General features: G+C 53.8%; 10 protein-coding genes. 9 read left to right on the top strand and 1 reads right to left on the bottom strand.

Annotated features, from left to right (window positions below):
• Nucleotides 1–33: 33 nt before the first annotated feature.
• Both BN3772_RS12810 and BN3772_RS12805 read left to right on the top strand, forming a co-directional pair.
• Complete coding sequence (locus BN3772_RS12810) at nt 34–2,628, top strand: exo-rhamnogalacturonan lyase family protein (RefSeq protein WP_042199849.1); 2,595 nt, start codon at nt 34–36, stop codon at nt 2,626–2,628.
• Nucleotides 2,612–4,150 (top strand): glycosyl hydrolase family 28 protein, encoded by a 1,539-nt coding sequence (locus BN3772_RS12805; RefSeq protein WP_042199848.1) that lies wholly within the window; start codon nt 2,612–2,614, stop codon nt 4,148–4,150. Before BN3772_RS12810 ends, BN3772_RS12805 begins: the two co-directional genes overlap by 17 nt.
• A 64-nt stretch (nt 4,151–4,214) precedes the next feature.
• On the opposite strand, the gene BN3772_RS12800 is transcribed toward BN3772_RS12805, so the two are convergent.
• Nucleotides 4,215–5,951, bottom strand: coding sequence for an ABC transporter ATP-binding protein (locus tag BN3772_RS12800; protein WP_042199847.1), 1,737 nt, complete (start codon nt 5,949–5,951; stop codon nt 4,215–4,217).
• A gap of 130 nt (nt 5,952–6,081) precedes the next feature.
• Here BN3772_RS12800 and BN3772_RS12795 point away from each other — a divergent pair, with 130 nt between their 5' ends.
• The 7 genes from BN3772_RS12795 (at nt 6,082) to BN3772_RS12765 (ending at nt 17,173) form a co-directional block, all read left to right on the top strand.
• A complete protein-coding gene (locus BN3772_RS12795; RefSeq protein ID WP_042199846.1) occupies nt 6,082–7,521 on the top strand; it encodes an ABC transporter permease subunit in 1,440 nt (479 codons plus the stop codon).
• Between the two features lie 16 nt (nt 7,522–7,537).
• A complete protein-coding gene (locus tag BN3772_RS12790; RefSeq protein ID WP_042199845.1) occupies nt 7,538–9,046 on the top strand; it encodes an ABC transporter permease in 1,509 nt (502 codons plus the stop codon).
• Nucleotides 9,047–9,126: 80 nt separating this feature from the next.
• Nucleotides 9,127–10,968: an ABC transporter substrate-binding protein gene (locus tag BN3772_RS12785; RefSeq protein ID WP_042199843.1), complete on the top strand. Its 1,842-nt coding sequence runs from the start codon at nt 9,127–9,129 to the stop codon at nt 10,966–10,968.
• A gap of 317 nt (nt 10,969–11,285) precedes the next feature.
• Nucleotides 11,286–12,245 carry an ABC transporter permease gene (locus BN3772_RS12780; RefSeq protein WP_042199867.1) on the top strand — a complete coding sequence of 320 codons (960 nt, stop codon included), beginning with the start codon at nt 11,286–11,288 and terminating at the stop codon, nt 12,243–12,245.
• A gap of 56 nt (nt 12,246–12,301) precedes the next feature.
• On the top strand, nt 12,302–13,132 hold the full coding sequence (locus BN3772_RS12775) for a carbohydrate ABC transporter permease (protein WP_425280437.1): 831 nt from the start codon (nt 12,302–12,304) through the stop codon (nt 13,130–13,132).
• Between the two features lie 69 nt (nt 13,133–13,201).
• Nucleotides 13,202–14,839: an extracellular solute-binding protein gene (locus BN3772_RS12770; RefSeq protein WP_042199841.1), complete on the top strand. Its 1,638-nt coding sequence runs from the start codon at nt 13,202–13,204 to the stop codon at nt 14,837–14,839.
• A gap of 81 nt (nt 14,840–14,920) precedes the next feature.
• Nucleotides 14,921–17,173: a helix-turn-helix domain-containing protein gene (locus BN3772_RS12765; protein WP_042199839.1), complete on the top strand. Its 2,253-nt coding sequence runs from the start codon at nt 14,921–14,923 to the stop codon at nt 17,171–17,173.
• The last annotated feature ends 61 nt before the right edge of the window (nt 17,174–17,234 follow it).

Here is a 17,234-nt window from a genome sequence, read left to right as displayed (position 1 = left end):
ATGGAACAACATTACCTGGAGGTGGAAAACAGCATGCCTAAGCTGCATTTAAAATGGCTGACAGCACAACAGGCGGAGCGTACACCGGTTAGCTTTGGTACGCCGTGGAGCCAGGGGGCGCTGCAGCCCGGAGAGCCGGTGTCATTACAGGACGAGGCCGGAAACGGATTCCCCGTTCAGACGAAGATTAACGCTTACTGGCCTGACGGCTCAGTGAAGTGGCTGCTGCACAGCGGGATGCTGGATACCAAAGCAGCTTATGTTATGCAAAAAGGGGAGGGGGCAGCCCCGGGAGACCGCATTACCGCAGCCCGGGCGGCAGACGGATCGGTCCAGATTGAGAGCGGGCTGCTCTCCTGCACAATCCGCCCGGGCGGCCAGCTGATTTCGGCCCTGCTCCGCAGACAGAGCGGCCAGAAGCCTGTATCTGCACAGTTAACCGCCCTGATTGAGAACCGCAAGGAGGACGAAGGTCTTGAGACCGTTTCCATTCACAAGCTGATCGGTTACACGGACACCCTTACACTGGAGGAGGCGGGTCCGCTGCGGGCTGTCGTCAAGCTGGAGGGCAGCCACCGGTATATGAACAGCAGTGAGCGGCGGTTTCCGTTCGTCATCCGGCTCTACTTCTTTGCGGAAAGTGACGAAGTCCGGATTGTGCACAGCTTTGTGTTTGATGCGGATGAGAACCGCGATTATCTGAAGGGGCTGGCCGTGCATTTTCAGATGCAGGCTGCGGGGGAGCTGTGGAACCGCCATGCCGGCTTCACAGGGGATACGGGCATGTTCTATGAAGCCGTGCAGCCGCTTTATACCTATAACAGCAGCATTCATCCGCTCTATGAGCGGCAGCAGCGGGACGGCCAGTTTGTCCATATTGACCCGGACGCTGAACCGGCACTGCTGGAGAATGTGCGCGATAATGCGGCCTGGAGCAACTTCCGGCTGCAGCAGGACTCCTGCGACCACTACAGCATTGTCAAAAGCACCGCCCGCCGCTGCGCCTACATTCCGGCGGCGCAGGGCAACCGTTCCAGCGGAGCCGTTTTTTTCGGCAGCGAGAGCGGAATCATGGCGGCGGCGGTCAAGGACTTCTGGCAGAAAAGCCCGATGGCGCTGGAGATTAACGGCGCCAGGGAAGACAACCCCTGCCTGAGCGTATGGCTCTACAGCAGATACGCCGAAGCCTATGATTTCCGGGCGTATGATACGGAATCACATGCCTTCTCCTACGGGGATATGAATAACCATCCTCAGGGAATCGCCAACACCAACGAGCTTACGCTCAAGCTGTTTGACCGGATGCCGGGCAAACAGGCCGTGCTGGACTTTGCCGCAGATGTGCAGGGTGATGCGCTGCTGGTTGCCGCTCCGGAAGTATATGCGGACACGAGGGTGTTCGGCACTTACTGGCATCCGCCAGAGCAGGATCAGTGCCGTACGGCTGCGCATGAGCGGGCGCTGCTGGGCTTTATGGATTTTTACATCAAAGAGGTAGAGCAGCGGAAATGGTACGGCTTCTGGGACTATGGTGATGTGATGCATACCTATGATCCTGTACGCCACAACTGGCGTTATGATGTCGGCGGCTTTGCCTGGCAGAACACGGAGCTGTGCAATACCTATGTGAACTGGCTGCTGTTCCTGCGTACCGGAGACTATGATATCTTCCGGTTCGCCCGGGCGATGACGCGGCATACAAGCGAGGTGGATATGTATCATCTCGGCGAATATGCAATGCTGGGCAGCCGCCACAATGTGCGCCACTGGGGCTGTAAATGGAAGGAGCCGCGGATTTCCATGGCCGGGCATCACCGGTTCTTCTATTATTTGACGGGGGATGAGCGGATAGGCGATATTATGGATTTTGTAAAAGATGCCGACTATGCCCCGCGGATCGATCAGAGTGCGGATGCAGACGGCTGCTATCAGGTGCGGACCGGTCCGGACTGGTCCTCGTATGTCTCCAACTGGATGACCCGGTGGGAGAGATTCCAGGATACGAAGTACCGCGACAAGATTCTGACCGGCCTTAGGACGATCAAACAGGCACCGAACCGGCTGGCCTCCGGTTCTCATTTCCGGTATAACCCGGAGACCGGAGAGATGGGTTATCTTAGCGAAGGAAATTACCAGTATCACATGGTCATCTGCTTCGGCGGGCCGGAAATCTGGTTTGAGCTGGCGGAGTTGACCGGGGATGAAGAGCTGAGGGATATGCTGGCCCAGTTCGGTGAATATTTCGCCATGACACCGGAGGAGCGGAAGGTTACGTCCGGCGGCTTGTTTAATGAGAGCAATGACAAGGCATGGGATGGCCTGCGGTTTGGCATACGTATGCCGGCCTATGCCGGTTACCGTTACGGGAAGCCTGAGCGGATGCAGCAGGCGCTGGATATGCTGAACGCTGCAGCGGATCACAGCTCCAACACTCCCGGCCAGATTGATCCGGCTGGGAACCCGGTGTATGTGAAGGTGGCGGAAGCGGAATATATCCGCCCGGTCCGTGAGATCCCGTATGCCAACACCAACGGAATTTCGCAGTGGAGTCTCAATTATATGGAGACAGCCAGGCTGCGGGAGCTAATGAAGAAAAAGGGAGGCAACAACGATGCAGACAAAGGATAGTAGCCTGCTTACACCGCTTAATCTGGTATCGCCCCCGGCAGCCCGCACATCCGGAAGTATCGCGGTGGTGTGGGATAAACCGGAGGTATCCGGAGATGTCGCTTGTTACCGGGTGTATGTGAATGATGTCATTCACGGCATATGCACGGCGGCAGACTATACGGTGACCGGGCTTGCGCCTGCGCAGGAATACAAAGTGCATATCTGCGCCGTAACGGCAGCCGGGGAAGTGTCTCTGCCAAGTAATCTAATTAGGGTGTCTACGAAACCGGAAGGGGAGCAGTTCGATATTACCCGGTTCGGTGCGGTAGAGGGCGGTGAGGTGCTTAACACAGCCGCGATCCAGGCGGCCATCGATGCCTGTACACCCGGCGGTACGGTATATGTGCCGGCAGGCGTATTTTTAAGCGGTGCCATTTTTTTAAAAAGCAGCATGACCCTGTTCATCGAACAGGGCGGGGTACTGCTGGGCAGTGCGGAGCCGGCAGATTATCCGCTGATGACCTACCGCTGGGAAGGCCGGGAGCAGCTCTGCTATGCCAGCCTGGTGAATACGCAGGAGTGCAGCGGCGGCGGGCGGCTTAAGGATATCACGATTGCCGGCAGAGGGAAAATTGATGCAAATGGTGCAGCTTTGTTCAAGGCCGAAATGGCTGAAGCGAAGGGCTTCCGCGGCAGGGCAATCTGCCTGCGGAGCACGGATGATGTGTACCTGAAGGATATTACCGTCCGCCAGTCACCCGCCTGGTGTGTGCATCTGATCTACTGCAATCAGGTTACGGCTAACAACGTCAGCATATATACGAAGAATGATGAGCATGGCCGCAGGTATACAAATGTTTTTAACGGCGACGGGCTGAATCCGGACTCCTCCAGCGATATTTATATATTCAACTCCATGATTGCCAGCCAGGGTGACTGCATTGCCATCAAATCCGGCCGGGATGAAGAGGGCAGACGTGTCGGCATTCCATCAGAGAATATCCGGATTACGAACTGCCGGTTCAAAAGCGGGTTCGGCGTAGCCATCGGCAGCGAGATGTCCGGCGGTGTCCGAAATGTCACGGTCAGCGACTGTTCCTTTGAGGATGTGTACAGCATCGGAACGGTTAAAGCGCCGAGAGGACGGGGAGCAGTTATCGAGAACATCGTGTATGAGGATTGCACGCTGCGTAATTACAATCTGGAGCATGGGGATTGCGAGTGGTTCAGAGGGGCGATCAATGTCGACCAGTTCTACAGCCATAAGGAGTATGAGCCGGATCGCGTAGAAGAAGTAACTGAGGGTACTGGCATCATCCGCAATATTACATTCCGGAATATTGTGCTCGACACGAGAGCTGGCAACGCCATATTCTTGGCCGGGCTGCCTGAGCAGCCGCTGCAGAATATTGTACTGGAGAATATAGCGGCTGTCGGGAAGTACGGCCTGAAAGCCTATAATATAGAAGGAATGACAATAAATAATGTATCCGTGCTGTCCCGGCTGGATGAAGCGTATCAATTCCATAACGCCAAATAAGCTTTAGAAAAGAACAAGGCAGTCAACGTGAGGTTGGCTGCCTTGTTTATGCTGCCGCCGGTTATCAGCCCGTAGGCATGGCTACCCAGTGGCCTTCTGAAATCTCAACCAGACTGGACTGATTCAGATTATATTTGTCACCGCCGGTCTGTTCTTCCATCAATGTCCGTTTCTTGGCCGCCTCGATCTTCGGATCAGGCACCGGGATGGCTGCCAGCAGCGACTTGGTGTATTCGTGCTGCGGATTCGTATACAATTCTTCGCTTTCGGCGAGCTCGACGATCCGGCCCATGTACATTACGGCGACCCGGTCGCTGATATGCTTGACCATAGACAAGTCATGGGCAATGAACAGATAGGTTAGGCCAAGGCGCTGCTGCAGCTCCTCCAGCAGTTTGACGACCTGTGCCTGAATCGACATATCCAGTGCGGAGAGCGGCTCATCGCAGACGATGAACTTCGGCTCAACTGCGAGGGCGCGGGCGATGCCGATCCGCTGCCGCTGCCCGCCCGAGAACTCATGCGGATAGCGGATGGCATAGGCCGGATCAAGCCCGACCAGGTCCAGCAGCTCCTCTACACGCTTCTTGCGCTCACTCTTGCTGCCGGCGAGATTATGTACATCCAGCGCTTCCCCTATAATATCCATCACCTTAAAGCGCGGATTCAGCGAGGCGTACGGGTCCTGAAAGATCATCTGCATATGGCGGCGCATTGTCTTCATTTCCTGTGCATTCAGCCGGTTAACAGCCATGCCGTGGAAAAGCACATCGCCGCCGGTCGGCTCGTGCAGCCGCAGAATCGAGCGGCCGGTGGTTGATTTGCCGCTGCCGGATTCCCCGACCATACCCAGTGTCTCTCCTTCTTTGATATGGAAGCTGATATCGTTAACGGCCCGCAGCACCCGGCCTTTGCCAAGGTTAAAATGCTGCTTCAGCGATCTGACCTCCAGCAGCGGGCGTTTGCCTTCTCCTGGAATAATCAGTCCCGGCGGCTTGGGCTTCTTCTTCTCGTCCAGGCGCGGCAAGGCGTTCAGCAGCCGCTGGGTATACGGATGCTGCGGCTTCGCAAAGATCTCCTCAGTCGTGCCTGTCTCGACAATTTCCCCGTCCTTCATGACGGCGACCCGGTCGCACATCCCTGCTACAACCCCAAGATCATGTGTAATCAGAATGATCGAGGTGCCGAGCCGTTGCTGCATATGCTTCATCAGATTGAGGATCTGAGCCTGGATCGTTACATCCAGCGCCGTAGTCGGCTCATCCGCAATGAGCAGCGCCGGCTGGCAGACCAGGGCAATTGCAATCATCACCCGCTGGCGCATGCCCCCGGAGAATTCATGCGGATATTGCTGGTAGCGGACTTCACTGTCGCGGATGCCGACCTGCTTCAGAATCTCAAGTGCCTCCTGCTTGGCGGCCCTGCGGGACAGCTTGCGGTGCTTGATCAGACTCTCACTGATCTGTTCACCAATCCGGATCGTCGGATTGAGGGAGCTCATAGGGTCCTGAAAAATCATTCCGATCTCCCGTCCACGGATCTGCTCCATCTGCTTTTCCGACTTGGCTGCCAGGTTATCTCCCAGAAACACAATTTCCCCATCCTTTAAAAGTGCTGGCGGGGAAGGTAGAAGTCTCATAATGGAGCGGGCAGTAACACTCTTGCCGCTGCCTGATTCCCCGACAATGCCCAGTGTTTCCCCTTTATATACTTCAAAGCTTACGCCGCGGACGGCGGGGCGCTCTTCATCATGGCTCTGAAAGGAGATATGTAGGTTGTTGACTTTCAAAATGGGTTCCATGTTTCCACCTGCCAGTTTCGCTAAATTTTTAGGGGCTTTTCTTGACAATAAACAAATCTATTAATAAAATATACCTTATCTATCGGAATAGTACAATTTTAAATATAGAATGCAAGGAGGGCAAGTCATTATGGAGGCGGCAAAACACGGAGGCATAAATGTCGCCAAGGCAATCGGTGATTCTTACGGCAAGCTGCTGCAGAACGCCTCATACCGGTATTTCGCCCTTGTGCTGGGCGCACCCGTTAATCTGTTCACGCTGCTTGTCCACCGCAATCAAAAGGCCGGAGATATTCATACTTCTGTATTGCAGGAGGCACGTCAGGAGCTGGCGGCTTCAGGACTTCAGGAGAGGCTTGAGTCCGAATTCATTGATCAATTGCACAGCAAGGCCAGATTTTTCGGCCAGCAGGCCAGTGAAGCAGAGCTGGAAAACGAGGCGCGTAAGCTTGCAGCAGAACGGTTTGAGCTTATAGCTGCCGAACGTGCGGACAGCAGGCTGCAGGAGAAGGGACTTGCCCGGTCAACGTTTATCGGCACCTTTCAGGCGCTGCTGCAGCATCCGTTGTTTCTGCCGTTATCGTTTATTCCCGGCTTTCCCTTGTATCTGTTAATTCTGCTGTACAGCAGCCCCTATCTCAAATACATATTTGAAAGATTAGTAATGACCATCTTTGTCATCTTTGGCGTTTCCGTTCTGGTATTTACCATACTGTATATATCACCGTTTGATCCGGCAGTTAATATTCTCGGCCAGACGGCTACCGATGCGCAGATTATGGAATTCAACCGGGTGTACGGGCTGGATCAGTCCTACCTGGTGCAGCTCTGGCACAATATTAAAGGCATTGCGATGTTTGATCTCGGCAAAGCCTTTGCGGGGAATGAAGAAATTGTCTCGGCCATCGGCCGCAAATTTCCGGTGACGCTTGAGCTGACGCTGTTCTCGCTGCTGATGGCCGTTGTGATTGCCATCCCGATCGGAATTGTCTCGGCTGCACGGCCGAACTCCTGGTTTGATTATACGTTCATGCTCATTGCACTGATCGGCCTGTCGATCCCGAGCTTCTGGCAGGGGCTGATCTTTATCCTGGGCTTCTCGATCAAGCTGCAGTGGCTGCCGGCGACCTTTAATCCGGGCAACTGGCTAACCTTTATTATGCCGGTGGTGGTGCTGGGAACAGGACTTACTGCGGCGATTGCCCGGATGACCCGGGCATCCACGCTTGAGGTTATTCACGAGGATTACATCATAACGGCTACCGCCAAAGGCCTCAGCAGGCGGAAGGTGCTGCTGAAGCATGCTGTGCGCAATGCACTTATCCCGATTGTGACCGTAATCGGCCTGCAGTTCGGGGGGATGCTGGGCGGCGCTGCCGTTACTGAAAAGGTCTTCAATATCAGCGGACTGGGCAGCTATATTGTGGACAAGCAATTTATTCCCGACATTCCGGCCATTATGGGCGGTGTAGTCTACACAGCGATCACCATATCCTTAATCAATGCGATTATCGACATTCTATACGCCTTTGTGGACCCGCGTATCCGGTCCAAAATGAAACAATACTGATAGCAGGTGAACATTCATGGTTAACGCAAACGCTGAGAGGCGTGAACTTCAGCTTAAGCTCAAAACCTCCCAGGAATACCGGCAAGCGGGCTTTGCCTGGGCCGGGTCCCTTATCATTACAGTGGCCCTGCTGCTGGCCAGCTATGATTGGGAGACGCAGACGGTCAAGCCTTATGTAGCGCTTGCCTCTCTGGTTTATGCAGTGTTTACAATCCTGCAGGTGCTGGTTACTCTGCTGATCCGCAGAGATCTTAGAATCTATGGAGAAATCCGCAGTATTACCCGGGCTCTGGGCTATGTACTTCTATTGAGTCTGGTGACAGGCAATGTATTCCTTGGGACTGCAGCCTTTCAGCTGATACAGAAGCGCAAATCACCGGAGTATACGCTGGCAGTATATACACTGCTGACACAGCTTGGTGTAATTGCCGTTTCTGCAATCAATCTGTACAAGCCCTATGTGGCGGATACCTTCCTGACGGGAATGTTTATCCTGCTGGCGGTTGCCGGTTTTCATCTGCTGACCGTAATTGTAACGGCGGTATTTGTACGGCGGCGCCAGGTTCCGAAGGGGCTGCTCTGGGTAGCTTACCCGCTGCTGCTGACCTCATTGACGGGTAATTTATTCGCACTTGTGCTGGGCATCATCCTGATTGTCCGGATCCGGAACAGCGGTAACCCTGCAGTAGCCGGCTGGGAGGATGTACTGGAGCGGCTGACCCGCAATACAACAGCGATGCTGGGCCTGCTGTTCATTGCCTTTCTGTTCTCCGTCTCGGTGTGCAGCTACGTCACCTTTGACTACGGTATGGCGGTGGACAACAACTATTCGCTGATTTTACAGCCTCCGTCACTTGCGTATCCGCTGGGTACCGATAATTTCGGACGCTGCCTGTTTACACGGATTATTTTCGGGGCGCGGATCTCCCTGATTGTCGGGGTGATGTCCACTGTTCTGCCTTTGTTTCTGGGAGGAACACTCGGGGCGATTTCCGGATACTACGGCCGCTATACCGACAACATCATCATGCGTGCGCTTGATGTGCTGTATGCAATTCCAGGGATTCTGCTGGCGATTGCGATCATTGCCGCCTTTGGCGCCAATACGGTTAACCTGATTCTTGCGCTCAGCGTCGGGGCTATCCCGACCTACGCACGGACGATGCGGGCCAATGTGCTGCAGGTGTCCACCTTTGAATATGTGGATGCTGCCCGGGCCTTCGGCTCCAGCAACCGTGCAATTATCTTCAAGCACATTGTTCCGAATTCACTGGCGCCGATGATCGTCAAGGCTACGCTGACCATTGGCGGTGCGGTCATCTCGACGAGCAGTCTCAGCTTTCTGGGACTGGGGATCGAACCGCATATCCCGGAGTGGGGCAATATTCTCAAGCTGGGCAGCACCTATCTCGAGACAAACTCTTATCTGGCGATTTTCCCGGGACTGGCCATCATCGCCCTGGTGCTGTCATTCAACTTCTTCGGTGACGGGCTGCGGGATGCGCTTGATCCCAAAATGGACTAACTGATTAACAGATTACAGAAAACTCGTCTTAACCGGCGTTTTTCATAGAGATATTAATAGACACTGGGGAGGAAATTGTAATGAAAAAGAAATCCGCATTGGCGCTGCTACTGACTACGGTAATGGTCCTTGGCGGCTGCTCTGTAGCAACCAAATCCAATACAGTCGGTAATACGGCTGAGCCTGCTGCTTCTGAGGCACCGGCGACAGCGCCTGCCGGCGATGGAACACCGGTTAATATTGATGTGCTGGGCATGAGCAGCAATGAGTCCGATCTGAACATTGTCCGCGACCAGCTGACCAAGAACGGCTTCAACGTGAAGCTGAACATTCAGCCTGACTATGCAAGCTTCAAGGCCCAGGAGGATGCAGGTAACTATGATGTTTCCTTGTCCGGCTGGACTACTGTAACAGGTAACCCGGATTACGCGGTACGCTCCTTGTTCATAACCGGCGGTGACTATAGCAGACAATCCGATCCTGAGCTTGATAAGCTGATTAACGAAGCCGCTACGCAAACACCGGAAGAGTACACACAGACCTATAAGGAATTTGAGCAGCGTCTCGTTTTTGACGAGGCCCGGATTGCTCCATTGTATATTTCCCTGAAGAGCCAGGCGGTTAACAAGGAGATTTTGAAGGCGGACACTGTAAGATTGTCTAAATCCCGAGCTCTCGCATGGGAGGACATTGATTTTAACGATACTGCCAAACGCTCTGCAGAACCGCTGATTCTGTCACAGGCGGCATCTACCCTGACCTCTTTGGACCCGATCAAGGGTAATGACGGTTCGATCAACCAGCTGAATACGAATATGTATGTACGCCTGGTCAACCTGACTGATGATGACAAAATTACATCCGACGCTTCGCTGTCCCGTAACCACACTATTGCAGACGGCAACCAGGACTACTACTTTATTTTGCGTGATGATATCAATTTTGCCAAAATCGAAAATAAAAAAGCAGTGGATACCGGTGAGCGTGTAGGCGGCGACGATGTTGTCTTCTCACTGGACCGTGCCAAGAACAAGGACTCTGTGCCGGATCACCGGACTTACAGCCTGCACGAGCACATTAACACGGTTGAAGTATTCACTGACCTGAACGCTCTGGAATCCATCAAGGTGGCAGGCGGAAACGGTACGGTTAAAGAAGCTTTGGAAAAAGGGCTTGATGCACCGATCTCCGAGCTGGTAGCTGACAAAAAGCAGGCTAACAATGCACAGGGTAAATACCAGGTGGTTAAGCTGACTACGACCGAGCCGTTCCCGCAGGTATTAAACTATCTGGCGCACCAATCGGCCGGTATCGTCTCCAAAAAGCAGGTAGAGAGCATCAACACTTATAATGTAGCTACCTTCGACGTTAACAAGGACATTCCTTACGGTGACCAGAACACAGTAACAGAGGGCGATCAATACAATAACACCCTGTATACCAGCGGCCCTTACATTCTGTCCTACAAGAATGACTATGAGGGGATCTTCCTGAAGAACCCTGCATATCAAAAGGGTACAGACAACGAAGCACTGATTGATCAGGTAAATGTACGCTTTATTGCTGACGCTGACAGCACCTTGTCCGCTCTGCGCAGCGGTGAGATTTATGTGTACTACGGCGTGCCTGAAACCAAATATGACGTTGTTGAAGGCGACAGCAAGCTGCAGCTTAAGAGCATTCCGAGCAACGGGGTAAGCTACCTGCTGTTCAACACGGAGAACCGTGAAGTGGCGAAGAGTGTGGACCTGCGCAAAGCGGTGCTCTACTCCATCAATCAGGATGAAATCCTGGCCTTCTACAACGGTAAAAAGATCAAAGCCGTTTCCACCGTCAGCCCGCTGATCGACACAGGAAATGTGCTTACAGCCGACCCGGCCAAGGTAAAAGAATTCCTGGCAGCGTATCAGGCTTCCAAGTAAGCCTTCAATAAAATGCAGGGAGTCTGCCGGAACTGACATTCTTCCGGAAGATGAACCGGATTCTGTTCTATAGCTTTGCTTACCAAAGAGCGCTGCCCCTAACCGGGCAGCGCTCTTTTTGCATGCTTGGAAATTGAGGGGAAAAGCCTGCTGTATAAGGGTTCGGAAATGAGATAATGCCGCAGAAATGAGTCTATTGTGCCCTCTAAAGGCAGCCGGGTATAGTGTGGGTATTCAACCCGGGGCCGGCAGCAGCGGCTTACCGGGAAGAGAGCGCAGACAGATCTGTCAAGCCTATTGTAAGGGAAGGGATGTACATGGACCGGAGTTTTGCAGAGCGCAGAACACAGTCAATACCGCGGCCCGTTAAGCAGAAGCGGATGGCCAGGGGATTTTGGAAGGATTATCAGCTTTACCTGCTGCTGTTTCTTCCGATTGCCTACTTCATTATTTTCAAGTACGTGCCGATGTACGGTGCAGCAATTGCTTTTCAGGATTACAGCATTTTTAGAGGGGTAAGCGGCAGCGAATGGATCGGGTTCGAGAACTTCAGGGAGCTGTTCGCCATGAGCCAGTTTTATACGGTGGTGCGGAACACGCTGCTGCTGAACCTGCTGGATCTGATCGTATCCTTTCCGGCGCCGATTATTCTGGCCCTGCTGCTGCATGAGCTCAGCACGGTCTGGTTCAAGAAAATATCGCAGACGATCCTCTACCTGCCGCACTTTATCTCCTGGATTATCATCGGGGGGCTGGTTTATCAGATTTTCTCGAACAACGGCGGTCTGGTAAATAACCTGATTACGTCGCTTGGATTCGAATCCGTACCTTTTCTGACGGAGAAAAATCACTGGCTGCTCGTCTACCTGGGAACCGGGGTCTGGCAGAGTGCCGGCTGGGGGACGATCATCTATCTGGCGGCGCTGACAGGAATCAATAAAGAGCTGTATGAAGCAGCGGAAGTGGACGGAGCGGGAAGATGGCGGAAAATGTGGAATATCACGCTGCCGGGTATCCGTCCGACCATTGTAGTCATGCTGATTATGGCGCTCGGTAAAATTATGACGATCGGGTTTGAACGGCCGTTTGTGATGGGGAATACGCTTGTCATGGATTATGCGGAGGTTATCAGTACCTTTGTATATAAGGTGGGCCTGCAGTCGGCGCAGTTCTCGCTGGCGACCGCGATGGGACTGTTCCAGGCGCTGGTCGGACTAATCTTTGTCATCGGGTCCAATGCGATCGCGAAGAGGATGGGGGAACAGGGACTATGGTAAGAGCGGCAGCAGTCAATAAAATCCAGCGGACGACCAAGGTGTCTGACGTGCTCATCATGATTTTCATCGGGCTGACCGTGCTTCTGAGCATTCTGCCGTTTCTGAATATCATTGCGGTTTCCCTCAGCTCAAAGGAAGCGATTATTTCGGATAAAGTAACAATTTTTCCGGTCGGCTTCAATCTGGAATCCTACAGACTGGTGTTCGAGGATGTGCGGATGCTGAAGTCGATGGGCATTACTATCTTTCTCACGCTGGTCTATACCCTGCTCAGTATGGTGATGAGTATTTGTGCAGCTTATCCGCTGACCAAGGAGCATTTGAAGGGCAGATCCTTTTTCTCGATGCTGATTATCTTCACCATGTTCTTCAGCGGCGGAATGATTCCCGAATATCTGCTGGTGAAGCAGCTCGGCATGCTGGACAGCCTGACCTCGCTCATTGTTCCGGGCATGATCAGCGCCTTCAATCTGATTATTCTGCGGACGTTCTTTACCTCCATTCCGAAGAGCCTGGAGGAGTCCGCCTATCTGGACGGAAGCTCCCATATCGGCACCCTGCTGCGGATAGTACTGCCGCTGTCACTGCCGGTCCTGGCGACGCTCAGCCTGTTCTATGCGGTATCCAGGTGGAACACGTACATGGATGCGCTTTTCTACATCACGAATTCGGAACTGTATCCGATTCAGCTGAAGCTCTATCAGGTGGTCATGAACAGCATGGTAACGGACCTGACAGCGCAGGAGGGAGCCATCCAGACGGAGGTTGTAGCCGAAGGCATCAAGGCGGCCAGCATCATGTTCGCCACCGTGCCGATTCTGATCGTGTATCCGTGGCTGCAGCGGTATTTTGTATCCGGGACGATGGTCGGGGCGGTCAAAGAGTAGGTTAATCATTCCGCGCTTGCGGAAGTGAAAGACATATTGCACAATATCAAGACAAAGGGGAGTATACACGTGAAAACAAAGCAAAAGAAATGGTTCACGGCATCAGCGGCGGCCCTGGTTCTGGCAGGCGTCCTGTCAGGGTGCTCCGGTAATACGAATTCCAATGAGGGCGCATCCTCCGCCTCTTCTTCGCCGGCTTCCGGGGGAGAAGCCGGCAGCACCAAGCCCAAAGATCCCGTTACGCTGAGAGTGGAAGTCTTCGACCGCGGTAATGCGCCTGCCGGTGCCGGTCCGGTCACTGACAACTACTGGACCCAGTGGATTCAGAAGAACTTCGGCGATCCGAATAATATCAAGATGGAGTTCGTGCCTGTCCCGCGCAATCAGGAGGTGGATAAGCTGAATGTGCTGATGGCAACCGGCGATGCTCCGGACCTCGTGTTTACCTATGACATGAATACCATCTACAACTATGTCAAAGACGGCGGTTTAACGGAGGCCGGGGCACTGATCGACGAATACGGCCCGAATCTAAAAGCCTTCCTCGGAGACGAGGTGCTGGCTTACGGCGTGTTCGACGGCAAGCAGTATACCATTCCGGCCAAACGGCCGCTGCAGTATACCCAGTCCTCCTACATCCGCAAGGATTGGCTGGATAAGCTGGGCTTGCCGGTTCCAGCGACTACCGGACAATTTTACGAAACGATGAAAGCGTTTAAACAACAGGATCCCGGACAGGCGGGCAATAAGCTGATTCCCTACGATTTCAGCGCCATTGACGGGACTACCTATACAAGCCCGATGGTACTGATCAACTCTTTTGTCGGCAAGCTGTCTGAAGAAGAGGAATACATGTATACCTCGACCAGCTACATTCCGGAAATCTCCAAGCCCGGCTACAAGGAGGGGGTTCAGTTCCTGAACAAAATGAATGCGGAAGGCCTGATCAATCCGGACTTTGCCCTGGATAAGGACGGCAAGCAGTTCGAAAGCGATGTTGCCAACGGTTATGTCGGCGCCTTCACCGCACTGGCTGCGCATGCGAGCCTGATGGGGCCGGGCAAGGTGTTCGATACGCTGAAGCAGAATGTTCCGGGTGCGGAATATGTAGCTATGGACCCGTTCACGGACGAGGAAGGTAAAACGCCGAAATCGCTGTATGATCCGATCGGCATGCATATCCTGATTCCGAAGACAAGCAAGCATGCAGCCGAAGCCGTCAAATATCTGGACTGGATGTCCCGGGCCGATGTGCTGTTTACGCTCCAGAACGGTAACGAAGGCGAGCATTATAATCTTGAGAACGGGTTCCCGGTAGCCGTTACCACGGATGAGGCGAAGAAGACCTTCTATAATAACAGCGACATTGCCATTATCTCGAACGGCAAGGATTTCGGGTCCCAGGACAAAAATATCGAAGCGGCCTCACTCCAGACACCGGATTATAAGGAGCTGTCCAAGCAGACCATTCTTAACGCCCTCAAGGACGGCTACTCGCTGGTCCGGTTTGAACGGCCGATTGAATCGGAGATTAAATACGGTGATACCATCAAGGCTAAGGCAACAGAAGCCATTGTAAAAAGCATCGTAGCCAAGCCGGAAAAGTTCAGTGACACCTATGACGCGTATGTGAAGGAATTCCTTAAAATCGGCGGACAGCAGGTTCATGATGAACGCAAGGCGGCTTATGCTGAATTGAAAAAGTAACTGCAGGTTAAATGGCGCGGCAGGCCCCGGGATGTATATGGGGCTTGCCGGTATTTTTACGTATAAAGGACGGGGAAGAAAATGAAAGTCAATAACAACTACATTATGCGAATGCTATTATCCTATCTGCCTATTTTGTTTGTCACCGTGAGCATTCTGACTTTCATTTTTTTCTCAATCATGAACCAGTTTAATGTGAATAATGCGCTTCAGGCCAACCGGCTGTCGGCCAAATACGTAGTTAATATGACGGATACAACGCTCAAGGGCATCTCCTTTGAAGCACAGCAGGCGATTGATACGGGCGGTACGCTGCAGCAGTTCCTGGATGCCCCGTCCGACGGGGCGCTGCATTTTGATGCCTCGAACATTCTGAGCAGCATGATGGTCCGCTACGGCCTGATTGATTCGGTCTATCTGTACCGGGCACGGGACAGCGCCGTGCTTGATCAGAGCACGATCCGCCCGCTGGAGCAGTTTCCCGACCAGGCCTATATCCGCACTGCGCTGGAGCAGGCGTATACCGGAGTCTGGTCTTCGCCGCGCATGAAGGAGAGTGCGGACATCCGGGGAGCTGTGCAGGATAAGGTAACCTCGCTGGGCTTCAAAATCCCCCGGAATTCCGGCAGCCTCGGCTACCTGATCATCAATGTCAAAACCTCATCGCTGCGCTCGTATATCGGCCAGGCGATTGACTATTCCATTACGGAGGCGGAGCTGTATGATGCGGCGGGCCGGGCTTTTTTCGGGGAGGAGGAGACGCTTCCGGGGAAGACCAGGCTGAGTGTAGACATTGAATCGGACTATACGGGCTGGACCTACCGGGTCGGCATCCGCGGCGGCCAGCTGCTTGATGTGCTGTTCCACGGGAGTACGGTCTGGGTGCTGCTTGGCTTTGGGGCAATCGCTTTTGCCATCGGTACGACCTTCTATGTGACCCGGAGGAATTACAGGCCGATTGAAATGATTCTGCACCGGATCGAGCGGTTTTCGCAGGCCGTTAAAGCATCTGAATCCAAGGGCGGCGCGAACGAATTCGCCTTCATTGACCAGGCGATTGAGCGGCTGATTACGAACAATATGGCTTTTCAGGAGCAGCAGCAGGAGCATCTGGTAATCCGGAGACAGCAGTTTCTGCAGACCCTTTTAAAGGGGGAATACGAGGATGACCGGGACGCCTGGGAGCAGGAGCGGCAGCATTTCGGCCTGACCGGGGGCCGTTATATCGTGGGCCTGCTGGAGCTGGACCATTATGTGGACTTCTGCCTGAAATACAGCCCGAGTGACCAGTCCCTGTTCAAATTTATTACAAGCAGTGTCGCCAGTGAGGTAGCGGGACAGAGCGGTCAGCGGATCGTCGTGGAATGGATCACCAGGAACCAGCTGGTCCTGCTGCTGGCAGATGAGACAGGCGGTATGCTGGAGCAGAATATGCTGCAGATAGCGGAGCAGGTCCGCGCCTGGGTGGAGAGCCACCTGGAGTTTACGGTGACTCTTGGAATCGGGACGGCAGTGGACAATGAGCCGGAGATAGCAATGTCGTTCGAGGAGGCCTCCGCCGCTGTCAGCCGCAAAGTGTCGCTTGGGCTGAACCGGGTCATCGGCTTTGTTGAGGTTAAGGAGAACAAGGACGGCGAATGGTTTGTGTACCTGGAAATGATCCGCTCGGTGGTCCGCCAGCTGCGGATGGCGGAGTCCGGCTGGTTACATGAGCTGAGCGGGCTGTTCGGCGAGATGGGTGTTAACCGTCTGCGCAAGGAGGATGTAGAGCGGCTGCTGCATTATCTGATTTTTCATCTGGAATATGAGCTGGAGCGGACATTGCCGGAAATCAGCGGGAGCTGGCAGGAGAAGGCCAAGCCGGGGCTGCTGGCTTCTGTGGAGCAGTCGGATACGCTGGCCCAGCTGGAGCGGGATTTCGCTGACATTATCACCCGTTTATCGGTCGTGATAGCGGAGCTGTCCCAGAGCCGGCGGTACAGCACACAGATGAGGGAAATCCGCGATTATGTCGCTGCGCATTTTCTGGACCCCAACTTGTCGCTTACGCTGCTTAGCGACAAGTTCCAGATCAGCCCCAAATATTTAAGCCAGCTGTTCAAGGAGAGCATCGGCCAGAACTTCAGCGACTTCCTGATCGGGCTGCGGATGGAGCATGCCAAGCAGCTGCTGCGTGGCACGAACTCCACGGTGCAGGATATTTCACATCTGCTCGGCTATGCGGGTGCGACCTCCTTCATCCGCGTGTTCAAAAAAATCACCGGTATCTCGCCGGGCCAGTACCGGGAGCTTCAGTCCGGCAAGGCCGTTTCCGCAGGGGATGCGGAGGAATAGAGGCTGCTGCGGGAGAGGCGGGGGGATGCGCTGTCCGGCTGAATGTGGCGGATGAAGGGCA

This window comes from Paenibacillus camerounensis (assembly GCF_000723885.1).
Taxonomy (GTDB): Bacteria; Bacillota; Bacilli; order Paenibacillales; family Paenibacillaceae; genus Paenibacillus_AQ; species Paenibacillus_AQ camerounensis.
Note: the sequence above shows the minus strand (reverse complement) of the source record. Positions and strands in the feature narration are given on the sequence as shown.